This is a genomic window from Streptomyces cyaneochromogenes (assembly GCF_003963535.1).
In the GTDB taxonomy this organism is placed as follows: domain Bacteria; phylum Actinomycetota; class Actinomycetes; order Streptomycetales; family Streptomycetaceae; genus Streptomyces; species Streptomyces shaanxiensis.
Window position 1 is genome coordinate 6,211,376 of record NZ_CP034539.1, and the last position, 21,649, is coordinate 6,233,024.

Below are 21,649 nucleotides of genomic sequence, written 5' to 3' on the forward strand. Positions count from 1 at the left end.
CCCGCCGGAAAGCCGGCGGGCCGTGGATCACCTGTGCGCTTGTGCTGTCTGTACCGTCAGCCGTGGACGGAGCTGGCCTTGTTGTCCTTGTCGCCCATCTCGCTCGCGTAGCCCTTCGCGCTGAGCTTGATGTTCCAGCCGCTGTAGCTGCCGTCCTCGTACTGGGCCAGACGCCCCGTGTCCGAGTCCCCCTGGTTGTTCCGCCACGACGACGTCCTGTTGTCGAAGCCGTAGTCGTCGAGGTTCTGCCACTCCTCGTCCTGGAAGATGAGCCGCCTGCCCTCGCCGTCCTCGAACTGGTACAGGCACAGCCAGTCGTTTGCGCAGGCCGGTATGGCGGCGGCGCCCACTTCGGCGGCCTCCAGCGCCACCCTGTCGGTGGCCCGCTCGTAGCCGCTGGCCTTCTCGCCGGCGGCCGCGGTGCTGTAGCAGCGGATGTCGTCCTGCGCGAAGACCGCGCAGGTGTGGGCACCCTGCCAGCCCTTCGACAGATCGATGGTCCTGCCCTGGTAGGAGGCCAGAGCCCCCTGACCGCCGGACGGCTGGGCCTGTGCGGCCCCTGTCGTGACGAGGACCCCCAGTGTGGCCGTCGCGATGGCGGCGGTCATCCAACGTGCTGTGCGCATGTCACTCCCTTTTCTCGATCGGGGCGCCATCCCCCGTGGCGGCGCATGCATCACTCTGGTGGGGGCACGGGGCGAGCGGTACCTGCAACGTTGCAGGGTCCCGGCAGTTCGCACCACACGGTCTTGCCGCCGGGGCGCTGTGTCACGCCCCAGCACGCGGCGACGGCGTCGAGCAGCAGGAGGCCGCGGCCCGTCTCCTGCTCCCCGGCCGGTCTGCGCACGACCAGCCAGGAGTACGGGTCCGCGTCGGTGACCTCCAGACGGGTCCGACCGTGTCCCCTCGCGGCCAGCCGCACGGAGACGGGGGTGCCCTCGCCGACGTGGCGGATCACGTTGGACAGCAACTCGCTGACACAGAGCTGCGCTTCGGGGCAGGGCGCGCCCAGGTGGTCGCGTACGGCGCGACGGACCTCCGGTACGGCCTTGGGGAGCGCGAGCAGTTCGAGGACGAGGGGTCGGCTCACCGGTCGGCCGCCCGGCGCAGGGCGGCGGTCAGGGCCTCGGCCGTGACGAGGTTGCAGTTACCGAGTGCGATCAGAGGGCGGGCGGGCAGCGCGGTGAGGGAGGGCAGATTGACCCGCAGGGAAGGGAGCGTGATGCCGTTCGCTGCCAGGGCTGCGCGGAGTTGTTCGAGGTGGGCGTCGACCTCGGTGGGGTGGGGGGCGGTCATCGCCGTATGCCTTTCTGTGTGCGCTGTGTGGTGAATCGGTCACAGAGTGGCGTGAATCGGCGTACCGTCAAAGGGGTTTGGGTTGCGCACGGTAACTGGCAAACAGTGGTGGTGAGTTGTGCCCGCACGCAAGGACACCGACGCTTCGGTGAGCGTTCCCTGCTTCTACGGCGCCGAGTTGCGCTTCAAGCGGGAGGCCGCCGGGCTGACGCTGGAGCAGTTGGCGCAGGGGAGTTTTCGGGGGATCTCGTTCCTCAGCCAGATCGAGCGGGGCGAGCGGCGCATGCCGGAGGATCTCGCCAAGCACGTGGATGAGCGGTTGGGGACGGACGGCTTTTTCCAGCGGCGGTGTGAAGATGCGGCGAAGGCGCGGCGGGCGGGTATCGCCGAGTACTTCGCGGACATCGCCGAACTGGAGAAGTTGGCGCGGACCATCGAGGACTGGGCTCCCGTGTTCGTGCCCGGGCTGTTGCAGACCAGGGCATACACGACGGCGATCACTCGGTCGGCGATGCCGCGAGCCTCGGACGATGAGGTCGAGGAGATCGTTAATGCCCGTCTGGACCGCGCGAGGCTATTTGCGGGGCAGTCGCCACCGAAGTTCTGGGCGGTTCTCGATGAGTCGGTCATCCGGCGCCGGGTGCTGCCGCCTGAGGGGATGGCCGAACTGCTCGATCACATCGCAGAGGTGGTCAGGGCCACGCGGTCCATTGTGCAGATCCTCCCGGAAACCGCCGCGACCCACCCGTTCATGATGGGAATGGCCCGGATCATGACCTTCTTCGACGCGCCGCCGCTCGTGTACACCGAAGGTCTGCACAGCAGCCAAGTCATCGACTATCCGGCCCTCGTGATGGAGTACCGCGAGTCGTACGATCTGCTCAGGGCCGCCGCACTGCCGCCGGAGGCGTCCCTGGCCATGATCGAGGCAGCTGCAGAGGATTACCGGAATGAAGCCCAAGAGCAACATCGACCTGAGCTCCGTTCAGTGGCGCAAGAGCAGCTACAGCAACGGGACCGGCGGTGAGTGCGTCGAGGTCGCTCACAACGTTCCCGGCACGGTCCCCGTTCGCGACTCCAAGAACCCCAAGGGCCCAGCCCTGGTGTTCCCCCACCAGTCCTGGGCCCTCTTCCTCGACTCCCTCAAGGCGTCCTAGCAGTTCTTGCTGACGACGTCCTTCCACTCCTTCCCCGCGCCCGTGTACTCCTTGCCGTTGAAGTGCACGGCCTCGCGGTCGGACTCCGTCGGGATGCCGTTCGTCTTGTAGCGCTGCTCGTAGTGCAGGTGCGCCCAACCGCCGCTGTTGGCGCCGGTGGCGCCGATGTGGCCGATCCTGGTCCCCGCGGTGACGCGGTCGCCCTTCTGGACGTACTTGTCGTGCTTCTCCCTGAGGTGGTAGTACGCCGTGTACCAGCCGCTGCCGTGGTCGATGACGATGACGTTGCCGGCGCCCCGGTCCCAGAAGGTCTTGGCCACCTTGCCGCTGTAGCCGGGCATCACGTTCTTCCCGGACGATCCCGTGTTGTCCTTCACCACGATGTCCAGTGCCGGGTTGTGCCCGCTGTCGTACGTGTTGAGCTGCCAGTGGGTGTTGCAGGCGAACGGCATCTGGAACTTGGGCTTGGCCGCCACCACGATCGCGTCGGCCGTCTGGTCAGTGCTGGGCGAGGCCGTCGCCGTGGCGGCGAGCTGCACGCCGAGCGAGAGGGCCAGTGCGCCGGTCGTGAGGGCCAGGGCCGTCTTGCGGCGCCCGGTCAGCGCAGGTGTCTTCATCTGCTTTCTCCCCGTTGTCGTACTTCGGTGCGGACGCGACAAGCATTCGGTGCCCGGCGTCACCGCGGAACCTCGAAAGTTGTAGGGCGGTCGGTTCAGCAGGAGCGGACCCATTCGTGGGAGCGGATCACCAGGCCCCCGCGGTCAGGGAAGTTGACCTTCTGGAGCTCCTGAATGCAGCCGAACGGCTCCTTCCAGTCGGCCTCGCGGAAGAGCTGGACGTCGTGGTGCGGATCCCCGACGTAGCCGTTGTTGAAGGCCGACCTCGGCCGGGTGGTCTTCGCCCAGTCGCAGACGATGACGCCGCCGATCCAGTCGTGGTCGCGCTCGTACCAGGCGCACATCTCGCCCTGTCCGTCCCGCTTGGTGAAGAAGCAGACGTCTCCCTGGTCGCAGCGCGCGTACCCCTGGGGCGCGGGCTCGCGCAGGGCGAGGAGGCCAGCGGCGGCCAGCGACACCGCCGCGAGCGCCGCGAGCGTGCCGAGGACGGCCGGATGCGGCCCGCGCCTCGGTTTCAGCCGGGGCAGCCGAGGTGAACGGGCCGCCCCGGCCGCGGCTTCGACCCGGCGGAGCAGGGACTGTGCGGTGTGCGTGGCCCGCTCGGCGTGCGTGGGGGCGAGGCAGTCGGTGACGATCTGCCTCCAGACGTCCGGGAGTTCGGGTGACAGGCGCAGCTCGTCCCGGCCCTTGGCGTAGCGCTGGACCGACTCCCGGCGGGCCGTCGGGTTCGTCCCGGGGAACGGCAGGCTGCCGGTCAGCACCAGGTGGGCGAGGATGCCGAAGGCCCAGATGTCGGCGGTGGGGCGGGTCTGGTGGCCGCGTTCGCCGACCTCGGCCCACAGGAGCTCGGGCGGGGTGTAGTCGGAGGTCGTGAACGCGGGGGAGTAGGCGTGGGTGCCGTCCAGCTCTGCCGCCATGTTGAAGTCGGCGAGCCGCGCCGAACCGTCCGCCATCAGCAGCACGTTGGCCGGTTTGAGGTCGCCGTGCACCCAGCCCGCGTGGTGCAGATGGGCCACGCCCTCGCAGATCTGGGCGACCAGGGACGGCCCGCCCGGGACGGCCACGGCATGGTCGGCCGGGGCGCCGCGACGGCTCCGCAGCCGGGCCGACAGCTGGTCCAGCAACTGGTCGAGGGAGCCCTCGGCGCGTTCCAGTACGAGGACCGTGGCGCCGTCGAGGCCGGGGCGGTCGGGGTCGTCCACGGTCAGCGCCTCGTACATCCGGATGAGGCGCGGACGCTGGAGCCGACGCAGCAACTCGGTCTCCCGCTCGGCGAGTTCGCGCAGGTGACCCAGTTGGCGCGGGGTGCGCGTGCCCGTGGGCAGGAACTTCAGCGCGACCTCGGCAGGCCCGCTCTCGGTGGGCTCGGCGCACCGGGCGGCGTAGACGCTGCCGAAGGCCCCGGACGCGATGGGCTCGCCCACCTCCCAGGCGCCGACGCGGTATCCGCGCGGGACCTGCACGGCGTGCGACGACGGCTCGTCGCTCATCGGCCGGCCTCCGCCTTCTCGCTCAGCAGCGCGAGATCGTCCTCCCGCACGAGGTCGAAGCGCAGGGCCAGGGAGACCAGGCGCTCCTTCTTACCGTTGAGGCGGGGACCACCGGCCGGCGTCGTGTCCGGAGCGGGCTTGAGGCGCAGCTTGACCGCCAGGTAGTCGATGTTCCACGCCACCGACGCCCGGGAGACCGACGGCCACAGCGGGCGGAGCCGCTCGACCAGCTCCTCGGCCGTGGGCAGCGGGGCGTGCGGCTCACGCAGGCGCGCGGCGCAGAGGGCGACCAGGACCTGGAAGTACCGCTTGCCGCGGTCGAGCGGGAAGGCGGACGCGGTGGGCGCCCCGTCCCTCGGGCCGGGCCGGTCCAGATAGTCGTGGCGCGGGGCCCAGACGTCGAAGGTCAGCAGCTCGCTCCCGGCCGGGAGCACCACCCGCGAGAACTCGAAGGGCACGGGGGCGTCGAGCCGGCCCGGCGGGACCTTGAGGTGCTCGCCCGCGCCTTCCGGGTTCTCGACCACGTACGTCTGGGCGCTGCTCAGATTGCTGAGCCTCCAGTAGGCGCCCGCCGCCGTGATCTCTCCGGCCTCCCGGGAGACGCCCTCGTGCGCGATGACCAGGTGCGGGCCGCGCGCTCGTGCCGTACGGCCGAAGAGCAGGGAATCACCGGGGTCGAGCTGAATGTGATCGTCCGGGCGCGTGCTGTACATGGGCACGACAATGATGCTGTGCATGACGGCTTCCTCCCCCGACAGAAACTGGGGTCAGGGTAGAAAGCGCATGCCGCGAAAGGCCATGGGCATGCAAAAGACGGCGTGTCGTGTGCAAGTCGTGCAGGTTTCCGCGATAACGCGGGAGGAGTGTGCGCGACGGCCTCCGGCCCTCCCCCGAGGGAGCCGGAGGCCGCGGCGGGGCCGGACGTCGGTCAGCAGACCGGCAGCCCCGGGATGGGCTCGTAGTTGTTGCCGCCCGACACCTTGTTCGCAGGGAAGTAACCCCAGGCGTTGTGCGAGCTGCCGGTGTCGCCCTGCGTGTAGAGCCACCAGTCGTTACGGGCGTCGCCGACGGGCGGGTTGGGGAACTCCGGGACCTTCGACTGGCAGACGAACCAGTTGTCGCCCGCGTACAGGTAGCCGATCGGCTGGCGGTAGAGGTAGACGTTCCCGCCCTGGTAGTTGTGGCAGTAGCGGGCCGTGTAGGTGCGCCCGTCGGGGTCGGTCTTCGTGCCGGCGTTCCCCCAGCAGCCGTTCGGTGCCGCGGACGCGCCCGCCGGTGTCAGAGCGACGACGCCCGTCGCCAGTACCGCCGTCGCGCCCAGCGAGGCGAGCATGCGCTTCATGGTCGGTGTCCTTCCGGTCCTGCCACCCCCGTTGGTGGACAGGACCACGGTGCCGCCGGCCGGTCGCGCGCGGTACCTGAGAACTCTCAGGGTCACTGCTTGCCCGGCGGCGTGTACTCCTTGAGGTGGTGAGCGACGCGGGCGGCGTAGTCGCGGTACTTCGGGGGAACCCCGCCCGCGTTGTTCACCACCTTGGTCGACGTCCGGTACGCGGCCGCCAGCAGAACCCGGCGGTCGCCGGACAGGCCCTTCTGGTCGAGGAGCGGTTCCATGTAGCAGAGGTAGCGGCCCACGGCCGGGATGGACTCGGCGGGGGAGAGGGGCGGCTTGGGGGTCTCCTTCGCGGGGACGCCGTCCGCGCGGATCCACCAGCGCAGCAGGCTCGGCGTCCAGCGCGCGATCCCGTACTCGCCCTCCTCGCCCACGGACGGGTCGGACAGGTCCGGGTCGAAGTCGCTCTCCGCCTTCAGCAGGGCGGCGATCAGCGCGGGCGTGACCTCCGGCTGGACGCAGTCGTGGGCGGAGTCGACGATCAGCCGGCGGTAGGCCACCGGGACGCCCTTGTCCGTGCGGAGTTCGGAGGCGCCGTAGGTGGCGGCCGTGACCTTCGTGGTCCCGGCGCCCGAGGCCCCGGCCCCGCTCCCTCGCGCGTCGGTGTCCGTCCAGTTGCTGACGCCGTAGCCGAGCGCGGCCACCGCCACCACGGCGGTCGCCGCCGCCAGCACCGTCGTACGGCGGGAGCGGCGCCCGCGCAGGGCCCGCGGCAGCCGCGGTGAGCGGCCGGTGCCCGCCGCGGCCTCCACCCGCCGCAGCAGGTCCCGCGTGCCGACCCGGTCGGCGTGTGTGCGGGTCAGGCAGTCGCGCACGATCTCCCGCCAGTCGTCCGGGAGTTCGGGCGACAACCGCAGGTCGTCGGTGCCGCGGGCGTACGCGGCGGCCGCGTCGCGGCGGGCCGTCGGGGTGGCCCCCGGCAGCGGGAAGGAGCCGGTCAGGAGCAGGTGCGCCAGGACACCGAAGGCCCAGACGTCCGCCGAGGGGCGGATCCGGCGGCCCCGCTCGCCGATCTCGGACCAGAGCAGCTCGGGCGGCGTGTAGTCGGGCGTGGAGAAGGCGTGCGTGTACGCGTGCGTGCCCTCCATCTCCGCGGCCATGTTGAAGTCGGCGAGCCGCGCCGAACCGTCCGCCATCAGCAGCACGTTGGCCGGCTTCAGGTCGCCGTGCACCCAGCCGGCGTGGTGCAGCTGCGCCAGCCCCTCGCAGATCTGCGCGAGCAGGGCGGGCCCGGCGGCGGGACGGGGGTCGGCCGCGAGGAGCGCGGACAGGGAGCCCTCCGCCTTCTCCAGTACGAGGACGGTGGCGCCGTCGAGGGCGGGGCGGGCCGGGTCGTCGACGGTGAGGGTGTCGTACATCCGGATCAGCCGCGGCTGCTTCAGCCGACGGTGCAACTCGACCTCGCGGTCGACGAGTTCGCGCAGGTGGGTGAGTTGGCGCGGGGTTCCGGTGCCGGTCGGCAGGAACTTCAGGGCGGCCGTCCTCGGAAGGGCCTCGGCGTCTGCGGCACGGCTCGCGAGGGCCTCGTCGTCGCCGACGCGCCTGGCCTCGTACACGCTCCCGAACGCCCCCGTGGCGATCGGCTCCCGCACCTCCCACACGCCCACCCGGTACCCCTTGGGCACCGGCACGGCGTACGGCTCGGTCACCGGGCCACCCGGCGCGGCACCGGCTCCGTCAGGACGACCAGGTCGTCCTCTCGTACGAGATCGAAGCGCAGCGCCAGCGAGACCAGCGACTCCTTCTTGCCGTTGAGGCGCGGGCCGGTGTCCGCCTCCTCCGGGCCCGGCTTGAGCCGCAGCTTCACCGCGAGATAGTCGATGTTCCACTGCACGGAAGTGCGGGACGCGGCCGGCCAGTTGGGTCGCAGCCGGTCGACGACCTGGTCGACGGTGGGCAGCGCGGCATGCGGTTCGCCGCGCAGGCGGGGCTCGCACAGGGCGGCCAGCACCGCGAAGTACCGCTTGGTGCGGTCGACGGAGAAGGCGGGCGCGGTGGTGGCGCCGTCCAGGCCGTCCGCGCTGCGGTAGTCGTGCCGCGGCGCCCACACCTGGATCGCCAGCAGATCGCCGGCCGCGGGCAGCACGATCCGCGAGAACTCGAAGGGCACCGGTGCGTCCAGCCGCCCCGGCCCGACCTTGATGTGCTCGCCCGCGCCCTCCGGGTTCTCGACGACGTACGTCTGCTCCCGGCTGAGGTTGCTGAGTATCCAGAAGGCGCCCTGGGCGGTGATCTCACCGGCTCTGCGGGACACGCCTTCGTGCGCGATCGCGAGGTCGTTGCCGGAATCGGAACGCCCGAAGCTCAGCCGCTCGCCGGGCGCCATACGGATCTGGGTGCGGTGGTTCTCGTCCTCCGTGGTCGGCGGAGGTACCACGATGATGCTGTACAAGGTGCGTCTCCCCGTGCCTGACGGCTACCCACGTCAGAGTAGGGCGACGCAGCCGGGCCGTGCCCCCCTCATACGGGTGAGACACGGCCCTCGGCTGCTATTGGCGTGAACTGAGCCCTGAGGGTGCTCAGTAACGCGGGCGGCTGAACCAGGCGGTGGCGGCGCTGTTGACCATCGACGCGAGGATGACACCGGCGATGGCGAGCGAGATGAGACCACCGAAGGTGGCGGAACCGTTCGCACCGTTCACGATGTTGAGGATGCCACCGAGGATCATCAGCGACGCGTACACGATCGTCGTGATGCGGATGCCGTTGCCACCGTTCTTGAACTTGACGCCCAGGAAGATGGAGAGGGCGCCCAGACCCACCAGGAGGGCCGCGGCCAGGAAGCCGAGGCCCGCCAGCGCGTCGGTGTCGTCACCGGAGCCGACGCCGTTGGACAGGTCCTGGGCGGCGCCGACGGCGATGCCGGCGATGAGGCCGAAGAGGATCTGGAAGCCGGAGAGGATGAAGAGCAGCACACGGGCCGTCTTCATCAGGCCGGGCATCTCCACCGGCATCACGTTGCCGCCCGGGTAGCCGGGGTAGGCGGGCTGCTGCGGAGCGCCCTGCGGGTAGCCGTAGCCGGGCGGCTGCTGCTGGGGAGCGCCCTGCGGGTAGCCGTAGCCGGGCTGGCCCTGGGGGGCCTGCGGCGGGTAGCCGGGCTGCTGGCCCTGGGGCGGCGGGCCGTAGGGGTTGTTCGGGTCGCCGAAACTCATGGCGGTCTTTCCTCCGTTGTCCGAGTGCGGGGACGCGCGGCACGGTTCGGAGGAAGGGCTTCGGATGCGGTTGTCCCCCCGGTACTGCCCGCGGCACTGCCGTCACATCGTTCTTTAGTGTGCTCTTACTTGTCCAGCCGCATTCCGTATGTGTTGTGCAAGTGCAACATCACTGATCATGAGTGGATACGGGTGGAGATACGGCCGCGCAGGCCACGGAGGACCCGGATTGGAACCGGGAGGGCGTCATCCGGGAGGATGGGGGCCATGACCGCCCAGATTCTCGATGGCAAGGCCACCGCAGCCGCGATCAAGTCCGACCTGACCGCCCGCGTGGCGGCGCTGAAGGAGAAGGGCGTCACGCCCGGCCTCGGCACGATCCTGGTCGGGAACGACCCCGGCAGCCAGAAGTACGTCGCCGGCAAGCACCGCGACTGCGCCGAAGTCGGCATCGCCTCCATCCAGCGCGAGCTGCCGGCCACGGCGACCCAGGAGGCGATCGAGGCGGTCGTCCGCGAGCTGAACGAGGATCCGGCCTGCACCGGCTACATCGTCCAGCTGCCGCTGCCCAAGGGCATCGACGAGAACCGCATCCTCGAACTGATGGACCCGGACAAGGACGCCGACGGGCTCCACCCGATGAACCTCGGCCGCCTGGTCCTGAACGAGCCGGCCCCGCTGCCCTGCACCCCCAACGGCGTCCTCACCCTGCTCCGCCGCTACGGCGTCGAGATCAAGGGCGCCGAGGTCGTGGTCGTGGGCCGCGGTGTCACCATCGGCCGCCCGATGCCGCTGCTGCTGACCCGGCGCAGCGAGAACGCGACCGTGACCCAGTGCCACACCGGCACGCGGGACCTGTCGGCGCACCTGCGGGGCGCGGACATCATCGTCGCGGCCGCGGGCTCCGCCCACCTGATCCGCCCGGAGGACGTGAAGCCGGGCGCGGCCGTCCTCGACGTCGGTGTCTCGCGCAACGCCGAGGGCAAGATCGTGGGCGATGTCCACCCCGGCGTCGCCGAGGTGGCCGGCTGGATCTCCCCGAACCCCGGCGGCGTGGGCCCGATGACCCGGGCGCAGCTGCTGGTCAACGTGGTCGAGGCGGCGGAGCGCAGTGTCGGTTGAGGGCACCGCCGGGAGGGCGGAGGACACCGTGCGGACGGACGGCACCGCCGAGGCGGAGGATGCCGCCGGGGCGCAGGACGCCGCCGGTGCGGACGACGAGATCGAGGTCCGGGACCCGGTGAGCGCCCCGGACGTGGACGGTGTGCCCCGGCGCACCACCCGCCGCTTCCCGCTGTTCACGAGGGACACGGCCCGCCCCGAGGGCGGCGGCCGGGCCGCCGCCGGTGACGCGCCCGCGCCCGCCCGGCAGTGGCCCGTCCTCCTCGTCCTCGGCCTGGTCGGGGTCGGCCTGCTGATCACCGCGCTCGACGTGTTCCGCGTCGGCACGCTGGTGATCGGCGGCGCCCTGCTGGCCGGAGCGGTGCTGCGGTGGCTCCTGCCGAGCGTCGGCATGCTCGCGGTACGTTCCCGCTTCACGGACATCGCGACGTACGGCGTGCTGGGCCTGGTGATCGTGCTGCTGGCGCTGATGGCCCAGCCGGATCCGTTGCTGAAGGTGCCGTTCCTGAAGGACGCGCTGCATTTCACGGTGGACAGCTGACGCCCTGCGCATGACGGCGGCCCGTTCTCTCCCCCGAGCAAGGACGGGCCGCCGTCTGTGTCCACAGTCGGGCACGGTGTAGGGGCTGTTCAACGGCTGTCAGTGCGCTGTGGCACGGAGGTGACCGTTCCGCTACGTGGGGTCCGTCGGGGAACCAAGGCGCCGTCCCGTGTCGTCACCCGATCGGGTCTGGTTCGGAGGTGAGCGATGAGTTCCTGGCAGCCGCTGCCCGACGAGTTGCCGCCGGAGGTGCGGCACTTCGTGGAGCAGTTGCGGCAGCTCAAGGACCGCACGGGCCTGAGCCTGGCGTCGCTGGGCGCGCGCACCGCGTACAGCAAGTCCTCCTGGCAGCGGTACCTGAACGCCACCCAGCCCCCGCCCCGGCAGGCGGTCGTGGCGCTGTGCCGGGTGGCGGCGATCGGCAAGGAGGAGGCCGAACGCTTCGGGGTGCGGTGGGAACTGGCGGTGCAGGCGTGGCCGAAGCCGGTGACGGCGCAGCCGGAGTCCGAGCCGGAGTCCGAGCCGGCGGAGGGGGCCGACGAGTACGAGGACGACCCCACCCTGCCCTGGTGGGACGCGCCGCCGAAGTCGGCGGAGCCGCCCTCGCGCCGGTTGCTGGTGGTCGCGGTGGTGCTTGTCGTGGCGCTGGCGTTGACGGCGCTGATCGGGGCCGTTGCGCTGGGGTGAGCCGGGCGGGACGACGGTGCCGGATCTGCCCGAATGAATCGCATGTGACGCACGTGATCATTTATGTGCGTTCTGTGTGGCGATGTGTTGACAAGTTCGCGGATTTGCAAGGAAGTCGTTCGGTAACCGGGCTAGCGTGGTCGATCGGGACAGTCCGGGGCGTCCCCTATCTAGCAAGGGCTTACTGCCAGGGTTGTGTCGGCTGGAGAGGGAAGCCGGTGGAACACTGGACGCCATCCGGCGGGCGTGCAACGGTGCATGCCCACCGTCACAATGCTCCCGTGCGCCCCCACCCCGGGAACTGAGATCCTTACTGGGCGCATCCCTGTGGGTAGCCAGAACGGGGACTCGGCAAAGGGCACCACGCGCGGGGGAAACGCGAGAAACACCAGCACGAACCGGGGGGAAGAGGGGGGAAGCAATGCCTCGTTGGAGGGCCTTGCCGGATGAACTGGATCCGCAGGTCAGGGAGTTCGCGAGCCAGCTGCGGCGGCTCGTGGACCGCAGCGGTCTGAGCATCGCGGCGCTGGCGGACCGTACGGGATACAGCAAGACGTCCTGGGAGCGGTATCTGAACGGGCGGCTGCTCGCGCCCAAGGGCGCGATCGTGGCGCTCGCCGAGGTCACCGGCACCAATCCGATCCATCTGACGACGATGTGGGAGCTCGCCGAACGCGCGTGGAGCCGTTCGGAGATGCGCCACGACATGACCATGGAGGCGATCCGGATCTCCCAGGCGCGTGCCGCGCTGAGCGAGTTCGGGGCGCCGCCGGCGAACGCCAAGGGGGGCGCGAAGACCGGGAAGAGCGCGCGCAGGGGCGGAAACGCCACGGCCGCGCCCACGCCCGGGGTGGCGGGGCCGGCCGGGGTGGCCCCGACCGTTCCGCCCACGGTGCCGACACAGCCCACGGCGCCGGAGGTGCGGGACTCGGTGGTGCGGGACTCTCCGGTCCGGGACTCTCCGGTCCGGGACTCGCCCGTACGGGGCTCCACCGGGGGTGACGTCCGGGAGGGCGGCTCCTCCGAGGGCAACTCGTGGGGGCTGGCCGGGTATAGAGGACCGTCGACGACGGGTGCCCGCACTTCTGGTGCGGCGCCGTCAGGAGCGTCCTCGGCGTCCGCCGCGTCCGCCGCGTCCGCCGCGTCCGACGTCTCCGGCGCGGCGTCGGGATGGTCGCCGGGGACGCCCGGTCCGTACGGCGAGCCTCCGCAGGGGCCTCGTCCGAGACGCCGGTCCACCGGTGGGGGCGGTGGCAAGCGGCGGCTGACGATGTTCCTCGCGGGGGTCGTCGGCGTACTGGTCGTCATCGCCGCGGTGTTCTACCTCACCGACGGCGCCGGCAAGAACAAGAACGAGGAAGCCGGCAAGTCCCCCTCGCCGTCCGTGACGACCGACCCCGACCTGCCGGCCGGGGTGAAGTGCAGCGGTGACTCCTGCACCGGCAAGGACGCGGAGAGCATGGGCTGCAGCGGTGACCTCGTGACCACCGCCAAGACCGCGACCGTCGGCACGGCCGTGGTCGAGGTGCGCTACAGCGAGACGTGCGGCGCGGCGTGGGGACGCATCACGCAAGCCGCGCAGGGCGACGAGGTGGCGGTGACGGTCGGCAAGAAGAAGCAGACCGGCACGATCACCGCGGCCGGGGACACGATCGCGTACACCCCGATGGTGGCCGTGAAGGACGCGGGCGAGGCGATCGCGTGCGCGACGCTGGCGGTAGGGCAGGAAGGCTGCACGCAGTAGCGGCGTGCCGCGCTCCCGGACGCCGGTCGGGCAGTTCAGCCTGTCCGGCGTCCGAGGGCGAGGTCCCACCGTGACTTCTCGATGCCGGCCCGCGTATTTCAGCCCGTCCGGCGTTTGAGGACGAGGCCCTTCGGGCCGATGCGGGGGTCTGGGGGCGGCAGCCCCCGGGGACGGGACGGGTAGGGCGGCGGGGGCGAAAAAAGAATCCGGTCGGCAGGAATGCCCGCCCGCAAAGTGGGCACGCGCACCGTACCCCCACGGGAGTCCGGCAACCGGTACCCCCACCCAGCGGCCGCCCACGTCCCCCTCTCCCGGACCGGGCGGCCGCTCCCTTTCCCCCGTTTCCCCCATTGATCGACATTCTGTGGGCCGGGCCACACGGACCCGGCCGTGCGAGATCCCGGAGGCGCGATAGCCTGACCGGTGGATCTCTCGACGCCAAGAGATCGATCATCCTGACGTCCCGCACCCCGGGGCGGGGACGACCCACCGCCAGCTGTCATACGGAGAACGCCATGACCCGCACTCCCGTGAACGTCACCGTCACCGGCGCGGCCGGCCAGATCGGTTACGCCCTGCTGTTCCGCATCGCCTCCGGCCAGCTGCTCGGCGCGGACGTGCCGGTCAAGCTGCGACTTCTTGAGATCACCCCGGCCCTCAAGGCCGCCGAGGGCACCGCCATGGAGCTCGACGACTGCGCGTTCCCGCTCCTGCAGGGCATCGACATCAGCGACGACCCGAACGTCGCCTTCGACGGCGCCAACGTCGCCCTCCTCGTCGGCGCCCGCCCCCGCACCAAGGGCATGGAGCGCGGTGACCTCCTGGAGGCCAACGGCGGCATCTTCAAGCCGCAGGGCCAGGCCATCAACGCCCACGCCGCGGACGACATCAAGGTCCTGGTCGTCGGCAACCCGGCCAACACCAACGCGCTCATCGCGCAGGCCGCCGCCCCGGACGTACCGGCCGAGCGCTTCACCGCGATGACCCGCCTCGACCACAACCGCGCGCTGACCCAGCTCGCGAAGAAGACCGGCTCGACGGTCGCGGACATCAAGCGGCTCACCATCTGGGGCAACCACTCCGCCACCCAGTACCCGGACATCTTCCACGCCAGCATCGCCGGCAAGAACGCCGCCGAGGTCGTCAACGACGAGAAGTGGCTCGCCGAGGACTTCATCCCGACCGTCGCCAAGCGCGGCGCGGCGATCATCGAGGCCCGCGGTGCCTCCTCGGCCGCCTCCGCCGCCAACGCCGCCATCGACCACGTGCACACGTGGGTCAACGGCACCGCCGACGGCGACTGGGTCTCCATGGGTATCCCGTCCGACGGTTCCTACGGCGTTCCGGAGGGGCTCATCTCCTCCTTCCCGGTCACCACCAAGGACGGCAAGTACGAGATCGTCCAGGGCCTGGAGATCAACGAGTTCTCCCGCGCCCGGATCGACGCCTCCGTCAAGGAGCTCGAGGAGGAGCGCGACGCGGTCCGCGGTCTCGGCCTCATCTGAGCCGACCGACACCTGTGATCCCCGGGCCCGCGCGAGAGCGGCCCGGGGATCAGTGCGTCACCCGTCCGGTCAGCCCTCCACGACCAGTGCCGCCAGGTCCAGGAACGCGTTGAGCGCCGGTGCCCGCAGCCGCGCCGGCTGCCCGAAGCCCGCGGACGACAGCAACCGGTCGTAGGGCACCGCGACCACCTGGTCCGCACCGATGTCGAAGCGGTCGGGCAGGTCGTCCGGCACGGCCTGCCCCGAGCGCTGCTCGACCTCGGTCACCACGACGACCGCCTCGTCCGCCAGCCGCCGGTGCCCGTCGAAGCGCAGCCGGTCGAGCACCCGCCACGCGGCGTCGAAGTACCAGCCCGAGTTGCCGCAGCACAGGATCAGCCGGTCGGTCAGATCCAGGACGGCGTCGGCCGACCGGTCCAGTCGCTGCGGGGCCCAGTCGGTGAGGACGAACGAGTAGTAGGGCGCGGTCCTCGCCAGGATGTGCGGATAGGCCTGGGCATGAATGAGGTTCGGCGGGACGCGGCCTCCGGGGTGCGCGGCGACCTCCAGCCCCGACGGCAGGCGGGTGGTGCGCGCTCGGACCTGCTCGTACGTCGCGTCGGCCGGCAGGGCGGCCAGGTCGCGCACGGTGGCCGGGTTCCGGTCGGTGAGGAAGGCGTCGAGCGCTCCCTCGACGTCCGCTCCGTCCAGCGCCAGGACGGGCTCGCCCCGGACCGCGGCGAGGAGCGAGCCGAGCATCATCGTCGTCGCCGCCCGCCCGCTGTAGACCCGGCCGCCGTAGTGGTAGGTGCCGACCAGGGTGAGGCGTCGGGCGTGCGGCAGAGGTGCCCGCAGCCGTTCCAGCCGGGCCTCCCGCTCGCGGCGGGCGGCGGCGAAGCGGGGCGGGCGCAGGGGGAGGACGCCGGCGTCGTAGGGCGAGGCGGCGGCCGGAGGCGGGGCGAGCGGCACGCGCGACGACGGCCCGGTGCGGACCCGGGGCGGGGCCGAGGGCGTCGGGGTGCTGGTGCGTTCGGTGCGGGACTGGGCGATGTAGTTCGCCAGGACGTCCGCGACCTCGCCCGCCGTGGGCCGCGCGGCCGGATCGGGGCCGAGGCAGCGCAGCACCGTCTGCCGCAGCCGTGCCCAGGTGTCGCCCTGCCACAGGTGCATGCCCTCGGGATGGCCGGGCACCTGCCAGTGCAGTTCCCGGCCCGCCTTGCTGCTGACCAGCTGGAGCAGGTCGCCCAGCGCGCGCACGTTGTCCTCGGGGGTGGGCACCGGGCCCGTACCGGTGTACCGGCCGTCCAGGGCGCAGTTGGACAGGTCGGCGAGGACCACCGAGCGCCGCAGCACGAAGATGTTCTCCGCACTGAGGTCCGCCGGCACCACCCCGTGGAGATGGCACAGGGCCACGGCGCTCGCCAGATGCCAGCCGACGAGCAGCCCCGTGAGCTTGTCGAAGGGAGCGGAACCCGTCGCGTGGGCCTGGTTGAAGAGCTCCGCAAGGCGGGGCGGGGCGGGTGACGCGGAGCCGTCCTCGATCGGGGCCGACGCCAGCCAGGCCGGCGTGTTCCCGAGCCCGGTACCGAGCAGGGCGGGCGCGTACTGTCCGCCCAGCCGGCGCAACGCCTCCGCCTCCGTCGCGATCAACTCGGCACCGTCGGCGGGGACATCGGGGCGCGGGGTGCGCACCATGGCCCTGCTGTCGTTCATCATGTGGACGCCGTCGTACTCCAGCACCCAGCGCAGGCGCCGCCGGCTGCGCAGCCGGTAGGGGCCCAGCCGCCGAGGGTCGTCGGCCGCGAGGCCTGCCCAGCCGTCCCCGGAGGTGGTGCCCTGTTCCCGGATGCCCCGTTCCAGTCTGCTCATCCCGGAGTCGAACGACACCCCGAACCGTGCCAGCAGTTTCCGCTCCACACGTGTGAACGGCCGGTGCGAGCCGGGGAGCCGGGCGGAGCCGTCCGGGTGGGCGAGCCAGGCCGGGAAGTCCGGTGAGTTGCCCGCGAGTTGTTCCAGCCGGTGCCCGATCGTGCGGCTGGTCCGCAGGAGTTCGGACTGCGGGACGGCGTCCAGGAGCACGGACCTCGACGTGTCGGAGAAGTCGAAGACCTGGTGCTTGGCGGGCAGCGGCCCGGGCACCGGCGCGGGGTGCGGCCGCATCAGCCCGCCGAGGAAGACCTCCGCGAGATGGGAGGTCCGCGCCTGCCACGGCACCGCCGTCTGGACGAGCCGCATCACCGGCACCGTGAGCGGCGACACGGCCGCCAGATGCGCCGCGAGCCGGTACGCCTCCGGGGTGGCCGCGTCCCGGAAGTGCTGGGCGCTGCCCGGGCCCGGGGACGGGGGGGCCGTGCCGGACGGGCGCGGCCGGGTCAGCAGCGGCACCCGGACCGTGGCGCCGGGCGAGGCGAGCAGGTGGGCCCAGGTCCGCAGCGAGGCGGCCGTCGGCTCCAGGACCGGCACCGGCACCCCGTCGAAGGCGGCGAGGCCGGGCGGGAGTACCGGATCGGTGATCTCCCAGGAGATGTTGGCGCCGCCGATCCGCCGGGTGGTGGCCTGCCAGTGTTCCGCGTGGACGCCGGAGCCTTCCCACAGGTCGGGAGGCAGGGTGTGCAGCAGGGCGGTGGGGCCGCGGGAGGCCCAGCTGGACAGCAGGCCGTGCAGGGTGCCGCTGCGCCAGGCGGCGCCCAGGCCGTCGCTGACGACGAGGACGAGGGTGCGGCCCGACGGGTCGCCCACCGTGCTCAGCGGGACCGGGGTGCTGTCGGTCCGGAACGGGCGGGCGTGCAGACGGGGTTCGTCGGCGCCACGGGTGTCGAGGCCGAGGACGCGGGTGGTGGCGAAGGCGCCCAGGCGTTCGAGCAGGGTGCGCAGTTCGGCGGCGAGGCGGTGCCACAGCAGCATCGACAGGCCGTCGTCGACGAGCAGGACCAGATGGAGCCAGCGCTCCTGCACGGGCCGCTGCACCACGTCGGGCAGCCGGGTCTCGGCGAGTTCGGCGGCGGTGCGCTCCTCGTCGATCTCCAGGCGGTGCGGGCTGGCCAGGCGGCGGCGCAACGGCCGTAGCGCGCGCCCCAGTTCGAGCTCGCCTCCGAGTGCCTTGTCCTCCGGGACCCGGACGGGCTGCGCCTTGCTCGGCTCGGCGTCCTGGCGCAGCCGGATCTCGGGAACGGGCGGGGACTCGGACTCCTGGCGGGCATCCGAGTACAGGGAGTGCCCGGTCAGGTCGGGCAGGTCCGGGTCGTTGGGTTCGGGTGCCGGCGCGGGATCCTGCGGGCCGGCCTCGTCCGGCTCGGCGGCGGCCGGTTCCGTCGACGGCGCCGGGCCCTGGCGCGCCAGGCGGGCGAGGGGCGCGTCCGCCCCGCCGGGCACCCGCCGGGCCAGCCACAGCACGTCGAGCACCTGGCCGGCGTCCAGCTCCTGCCCGGAGGCCGACAGCACGCGCAGCAGCTCGCCGAGCCGCCCGCCCCCGCCGGCCTCGGTCACAGTTCCCCGGTCAGCTGGTGCAGCACGGCCTTCAGCAGTTCCTTGGCGTTGAGGTTCACCCCGCTGTTGCGCAGGAACACGGCGTTGAGGAGCTGGTCCGTGGCCAGTTCGCCGAGGGCGCGGCGATGTACGAAGGTGTCGATCAGGTCTTCCGCGTCGCTCAGGGCCTCCTCGCCGAGGTGTGCGGTGACGATGGCGCGCAGCCGGTCCGCGTCCGGAACTTGCAGGGCGAGGCGGACGCAGCGGCGCAGGAAGGCGGGCGGGAACTCGCGTTCGCCGTTGCTGGTGATGACGACGACAGGGAACTCGGCGCACTGGACCCGGCCCTGATGAACCGTCACCGAGCCCCGGTGGTCGGCGGTCTGCACCTCCACGTCCGCCATGTCCTCGGGGAGCCGGGTCAGTTCCGGGATGTCGAAGTAGCCCTCCTCGAAGACGGTGAGCAGGTCGTTGGGCAGGTCGACGTCGCCCTTGTCCATCTCGTCGATGAGCAGGGCACGCGGTGTCGTCGACGGCACCAGGGCGGTGCCCAGCGGACCGAGCCGGATGAACGTCCCGATCGACGGCTCGCTTTCGCCCCGGTCGCGGCTGAGCGTCGTCTCGCGCAGCCGGCCGATCGCGTCGTACTGGTAGAGCGCCTCCCGCACGGTCGACCGGCTGTTGATGGACCAGCGCAGCAGCTCGCCCAGCCGCAGTTCGTGCGAGACGGCCCGGGCGAGGGAGGACTTGCCGGTGCCGGCCGGCCCGGTGACCAGCAGGGGGCGGCGCAGATGGAGCGAGGCGTTGACGACGTCGGCGTGCTCCGGCTGGATCAGATACGGCAGTTCGGGGCGGACAGCCGGCGTGGGGCTGAACCGGCGCCACGGCGGGGCCGGGGGCAGCGTCACGGGGCGCGGGAGGCCGTCGCCGCGGAAGATGCGCCAGTCGGCCTCGGAAGCGGAGGTCATGCGCTCTCCTGGGGGTCGGTCAGGTGCAGTCGGGGCACCGTGCGGTCGGCGTCCGCCCAGGCGAGGACCGGGCGGCCGGGGAACTCGGGGGCGCGGGTGCCCCGGGCGTTGGCCCGGTAGACCCGTACCCCGTCGGGCAGTTCACGGGTGGCGAGTCCCGCCATGTGCTTGGCGGCGTGCGAAGGCGTGTCTCGGCCGCGGTCCCACACCACCACCGGTATGCCCACGGCGAGGCAGATCTGAACGATCTTGTCGCGCGGGCCCGGCGGTACGTCGACGGACACCCGGACCGTGTCGCGCCGGCCCATCAGCTCGTAGTAGACCTGGGTCGGGTCCTGGGCCGGATCCGATACGACCAGCGTCTCCCCGGAGTCGAGCTTCTTCCATCGCTCGCGCCAGTCGGGAAGGAAACGCTCGTGCCGGTGCAGGAGTTCCGGACAGTGCACGACCAGCGGGAACTCCGCGCCGAGCATGCCCGGGATGATCTCGCCGGGGGCCTGGGCCGCCCATTCGTCGACCGGCAGGTTCAGGTCTTCGCGGCCCACGAGCACCTCCACCAGCGGCCGGCCGCCGTCCGCGGCCGAGGACGTGAGGGACTCCAGGACGCGCAGCAGTTCGCGCGCCGCCTCGGACGCCGTGTACGCGGCGGAGCTGTCGGCCGACACCTGGCGGGGCCCGGAGCCCTCGTCGCACCAGATACGCAGCCGGTGCCGGCCCCGCCCGGCCCGTGTGACCTGCACCAGGACCCGCACTCGTCCGGTCCTCGCGCGCACCATGCGGGCCCAGTCCTCGGCGTCCGAGCGCCGCTCCCGCACGGCCGCAGGGGGGATGCCGAGCCGCACCGCCACGCTGTCCGACCACAGCCGCAGCCCGCCCTTCTGGGGCGCCGGGCACAGCACGGCGACGTACTCGACGACCCTCAGCAGCGCCGGTACCCGGGGCCCGCCGTCGTCGGAGTGGCCGTCACCGGCCAGCCGCTCCAGGTTGAGGAGCTGGGCGTCCGGAGTGTCCCCGTCGGACCGGACGTCGACCCGCTTCGCGGCCTCGCGCACCACCTCGGGGAGTCGCCCGAGCACCGGCTTGTCGACCTTGCGCAGCAGCTGGTGCAGTTGCTGGTGCTCGCGCGGCGAGAGCAGCAGCGCGGTCTCGAAGAACTGTCCGGCGGCCAGGACGTAGCCGGCCGCCGCGGGGTTCGTGGGCCGCAGGATCTGGGTGAGCGCCGCCACCGCCCGCGGATGGCTGATCAGGAAGCCCGCGAACTCCTCGACCGTCGGCGGGGCCACGGCGCTGCCCGGCTCACGGCCGCACTCCACCGCCAGCTTGCGGGCGGTGTCGCCGAACGAGTACGACGCTGTCGGCAGGGCGTACCGGATCGTCTCGACGAGCTTGACGAAGGGGGGATCACCGGGGTCGTAGGACTGCCAGGCCGCACCCCCGTCGTCCAGTGCCACGCCCGCGTCCCGTAGCTCAGCCTCGACCCGCTGCCAGGGGATGCCCCAGCTGCGCCGGATCATGTCCTGCGGGCTGGGCGGGACATCGCACGCCGGCATGAAGTGCGCGGCGACGAGTCCGACGACGGCCCCGTCGTCGTCGCACCACAGCGGCCCGCCGCTGTAGCCGTGACCGACCGCCATGCCCGTGCTCTTGCCGTCGAGATAGCCGATCCCGTCGTCGAGGGCGGCGACCTCCAGATCGGCGAAGGTCGCGCCCAGCCCGCTGCCGTGCCAGGCGCGCAGCCGCTGGCCCGACATCATGGCCGTACGGCGGTCCGGCGCGGGCACGTCGCGCGGCGGAGCGTCGATCCGCAGCACCGCGAGATCGCCGAGCCACTCCAGGTCGCCGTCCCGCACGGTCTGCCCGGCGCGGGTGCGCGGAGGGATCCAGTGCGCCACGCGCGCGGGGTACCGCTCGGTCCTCCGCGCCCCCTTCACCTCGACGAACAGCTCGTCCAGACCGGGCGGCCGAGGGTCGAACTGCGCCCTGCCCAGGGCGTCGTTGACGACATGTGCGCAGGTCAGCACCGTGTCGGTGCCGAGTACGACCGCCGCGCCCGCCGTCTTCCCGTCGGCCGTCCGCCGCACGGACGCGGCATTCGGGCGCGTCCTGTCGCCGGGCGCCGCCCCGACCTCCTTGAACCAGCCCACGGTCACTCCGAACCGGGCGCGGGCTTCCAGCTGGCGGTGACGGTGAGGTGCGCCTGGCCGTTACCGCCGACTATCCCGAGCTTGAGGTCCTGTCCGACCTGCACACCGAAGGTCACGCTGAGCTCGCTCGGCGGATCCGGTACGTCCTTGACGGAGTCATGCACCTCTTGCAGGAGCGGCCCGAGCGGCTTCAGCGCCCCGCGCAGGGCACCGGTCGCGAAGTTGGCGACGGCCCGGCCACCGGTGGCGACGGGGACGGCTCTGCCCATGCCTTCGGGGAGGTCGTCGTCGCCCGGCGCGGGTCCGGGGGCGAGCAGGAACCTCACGGCCGTACCGTCGTCGAACTCTGATTCCAAGATGGTGGACACGCCAACATTGTGGCTCAAGCC

21 protein-coding genes are annotated in these 21,649 nt (G+C 71.9%); 7 read left to right on the forward strand and 14 right to left on the reverse strand.

Annotation, left to right across the window (positions count from 1 at the left end):
* Positions 1–56: 56 nt before the first annotated feature.
* From EJ357_RS28400 to EJ357_RS28410, 3 genes are read right to left on the reverse strand one after another with little or no spacing between them, the layout of a single operon-like run.
* Positions 57–626, reverse strand: a complete 570-nt coding sequence (locus EJ357_RS28400) for a peptidase inhibitor family I36 protein (RefSeq protein ID WP_175647551.1) — start codon at positions 624–626, stop codon at positions 57–59.
* 50 nt (positions 627–676) lie between these two features.
* Positions 677–1,090 (reverse strand): ATP-binding protein, encoded by a 414-nt coding sequence (locus EJ357_RS28405; RefSeq protein WP_126394371.1) that lies wholly within the window; start codon positions 1,088–1,090, stop codon positions 677–679.
* On the reverse strand, positions 1,087–1,296 hold the full coding sequence (locus EJ357_RS28410) for a hypothetical protein (RefSeq protein WP_126394372.1): 210 nt from the start codon (positions 1,294–1,296) through the stop codon (positions 1,087–1,089). Before EJ357_RS28410 ends, EJ357_RS28405 begins: the two co-directional genes overlap by 4 nt.
* A gap of 118 nt (positions 1,297–1,414) precedes the next feature.
* Between EJ357_RS28410 and EJ357_RS28415 the strand changes: the two genes are divergently transcribed.
* Positions 1,415–2,323: a helix-turn-helix domain-containing protein gene (locus EJ357_RS28415; RefSeq protein ID WP_126394373.1), complete on the forward strand. Its 909-nt coding sequence runs from the start codon at positions 1,415–1,417 to the stop codon at positions 2,321–2,323.
* The gene (locus EJ357_RS28420; RefSeq protein WP_126394374.1) at positions 2,247–2,453 is read left to right on the forward strand and encodes a DUF397 domain-containing protein; all 207 of its coding nucleotides are present in this window, start codon (positions 2,247–2,249) and stop codon (positions 2,451–2,453) included. Before EJ357_RS28415 ends, EJ357_RS28420 begins: the two co-directional genes overlap by 77 nt.
* On the opposite strand, the gene EJ357_RS28425 is transcribed toward EJ357_RS28420, so the two are convergent.
* From EJ357_RS28425 to EJ357_RS28455, 7 genes are all read right to left on the reverse strand, one after another.
* The gene (locus EJ357_RS28425; RefSeq protein WP_175647552.1) at positions 2,450–3,070 is read right to left on the reverse strand and encodes a M23 family metallopeptidase; all 621 of its coding nucleotides are present in this window, start codon (positions 3,068–3,070) and stop codon (positions 2,450–2,452) included. The two genes, EJ357_RS28420 and EJ357_RS28425, sit on opposite strands and share 4 nt — an antisense overlap.
* 95 nt (positions 3,071–3,165) lie before the next feature.
* Positions 3,166–4,560 carry a protein kinase domain-containing protein gene (locus EJ357_RS28430; protein WP_126394376.1) on the reverse strand — a complete coding sequence of 465 codons (1,395 nt, stop codon included), beginning with the start codon at positions 4,558–4,560 and terminating at the stop codon, positions 3,166–3,168.
* A complete protein-coding gene (locus tag EJ357_RS28435) occupies positions 4,557–5,297 on the reverse strand; it encodes an FHA domain-containing protein (protein WP_126394377.1) in 741 nt (246 codons plus the stop codon). The genes EJ357_RS28430 and EJ357_RS28435 overlap by 4 nt, the downstream gene beginning before the upstream one ends.
* A gap of 191 nt (positions 5,298–5,488) precedes the next feature.
* Positions 5,489–5,902, reverse strand: coding sequence for a hypothetical protein (locus tag EJ357_RS28440; protein ID WP_228472628.1), 414 nt, complete (start codon positions 5,900–5,902; stop codon positions 5,489–5,491).
* 92 nt (positions 5,903–5,994) lie between these two features.
* The gene (locus EJ357_RS28445) at positions 5,995–7,602 is read right to left on the reverse strand and encodes a protein kinase domain-containing protein (RefSeq protein WP_126394379.1); all 1,608 of its coding nucleotides are present in this window, start codon (positions 7,600–7,602) and stop codon (positions 5,995–5,997) included.
* Positions 7,599–8,345, reverse strand: a complete 747-nt coding sequence (locus EJ357_RS28450) for an FHA domain-containing protein (protein ID WP_126394380.1) — start codon at positions 8,343–8,345, stop codon at positions 7,599–7,601. Before EJ357_RS28450 ends, EJ357_RS28445 begins: the two co-directional genes overlap by 4 nt.
* Positions 8,346–8,472: 127 nt before the next feature.
* Entirely contained in the window at positions 8,473–9,105 is a 633-nt protein-coding gene (locus EJ357_RS28455; protein WP_126394381.1) for a hypothetical protein, read from the reverse strand.
* 267 nt (positions 9,106–9,372) lie between these two features.
* On the opposite strand from EJ357_RS28455, the gene EJ357_RS28460 reads away from it, so the two are divergent.
* The 5 genes from EJ357_RS28460 (at position 9,373) to EJ357_RS28480 (ending at position 14,704) form a co-directional block, all read left to right on the forward strand.
* Positions 9,373–10,227, forward strand: coding sequence for a bifunctional methylenetetrahydrofolate dehydrogenase/methenyltetrahydrofolate cyclohydrolase (locus EJ357_RS28460; RefSeq protein WP_126394382.1), 855 nt, complete (start codon positions 9,373–9,375; stop codon positions 10,225–10,227).
* A 28-nt stretch (positions 10,228–10,255) separates the two neighbouring features.
* The gene (locus tag EJ357_RS28465) at positions 10,256–10,768 is read left to right on the forward strand and encodes a DUF3017 domain-containing protein (RefSeq protein WP_126400129.1); all 513 of its coding nucleotides are present in this window, start codon (positions 10,256–10,258) and stop codon (positions 10,766–10,768) included.
* A 207-nt stretch (positions 10,769–10,975) separates the two neighbouring features.
* Positions 10,976–11,455, forward strand: a complete 480-nt coding sequence (locus EJ357_RS28470) for a helix-turn-helix domain-containing protein (protein ID WP_126394383.1) — start codon at positions 10,976–10,978, stop codon at positions 11,453–11,455.
* A gap of 421 nt (positions 11,456–11,876) precedes the next feature.
* The gene (locus tag EJ357_RS28475; protein ID WP_126394384.1) at positions 11,877–13,199 is read left to right on the forward strand and encodes a helix-turn-helix domain-containing protein; all 1,323 of its coding nucleotides are present in this window, start codon (positions 11,877–11,879) and stop codon (positions 13,197–13,199) included.
* Between the two features lie 515 nt (positions 13,200–13,714).
* Positions 13,715–14,704 (forward strand): malate dehydrogenase, encoded by a 990-nt coding sequence (locus EJ357_RS28480; protein WP_126394385.1) that lies wholly within the window; start codon positions 13,715–13,717, stop codon positions 14,702–14,704.
* Positions 14,705–14,773: 69 nt separating this feature from the next.
* On the opposite strand, the gene EJ357_RS28485 is transcribed toward EJ357_RS28480, so the two are convergent.
* The 4 genes from EJ357_RS28485 to EJ357_RS28500 are packed head-to-tail and all read right to left on the reverse strand — an operon-like array spanning position 14,774 to position 21,628.
* The gene (locus EJ357_RS28485) at positions 14,774–18,169 is read right to left on the reverse strand and encodes an SAV_2336 N-terminal domain-related protein (RefSeq protein ID WP_126394386.1); all 3,396 of its coding nucleotides are present in this window, start codon (positions 18,167–18,169) and stop codon (positions 14,774–14,776) included.
* Entirely contained in the window at positions 18,166–19,116 is a 951-nt protein-coding gene (locus tag EJ357_RS28490) for an AAA family ATPase (RefSeq protein ID WP_126394387.1), read from the reverse strand. Before EJ357_RS28490 ends, EJ357_RS28485 begins: the two co-directional genes overlap by 4 nt.
* Positions 19,113–21,260, reverse strand: a complete 2,148-nt coding sequence (locus EJ357_RS28495) for a VMAP-C domain-containing protein (protein ID WP_126394388.1) — start codon at positions 21,258–21,260, stop codon at positions 19,113–19,115. The genes EJ357_RS28490 and EJ357_RS28495 overlap by 4 nt, the downstream gene beginning before the upstream one ends.
* Positions 21,261–21,262: 2 nt before the next feature.
* On the reverse strand, positions 21,263–21,628 hold the full coding sequence (locus EJ357_RS28500) for a CU044_2847 family protein (RefSeq protein WP_126394389.1): 366 nt from the start codon (positions 21,626–21,628) through the stop codon (positions 21,263–21,265).
* Between the last annotated feature and the right edge of the window lie 21 nt (positions 21,629–21,649).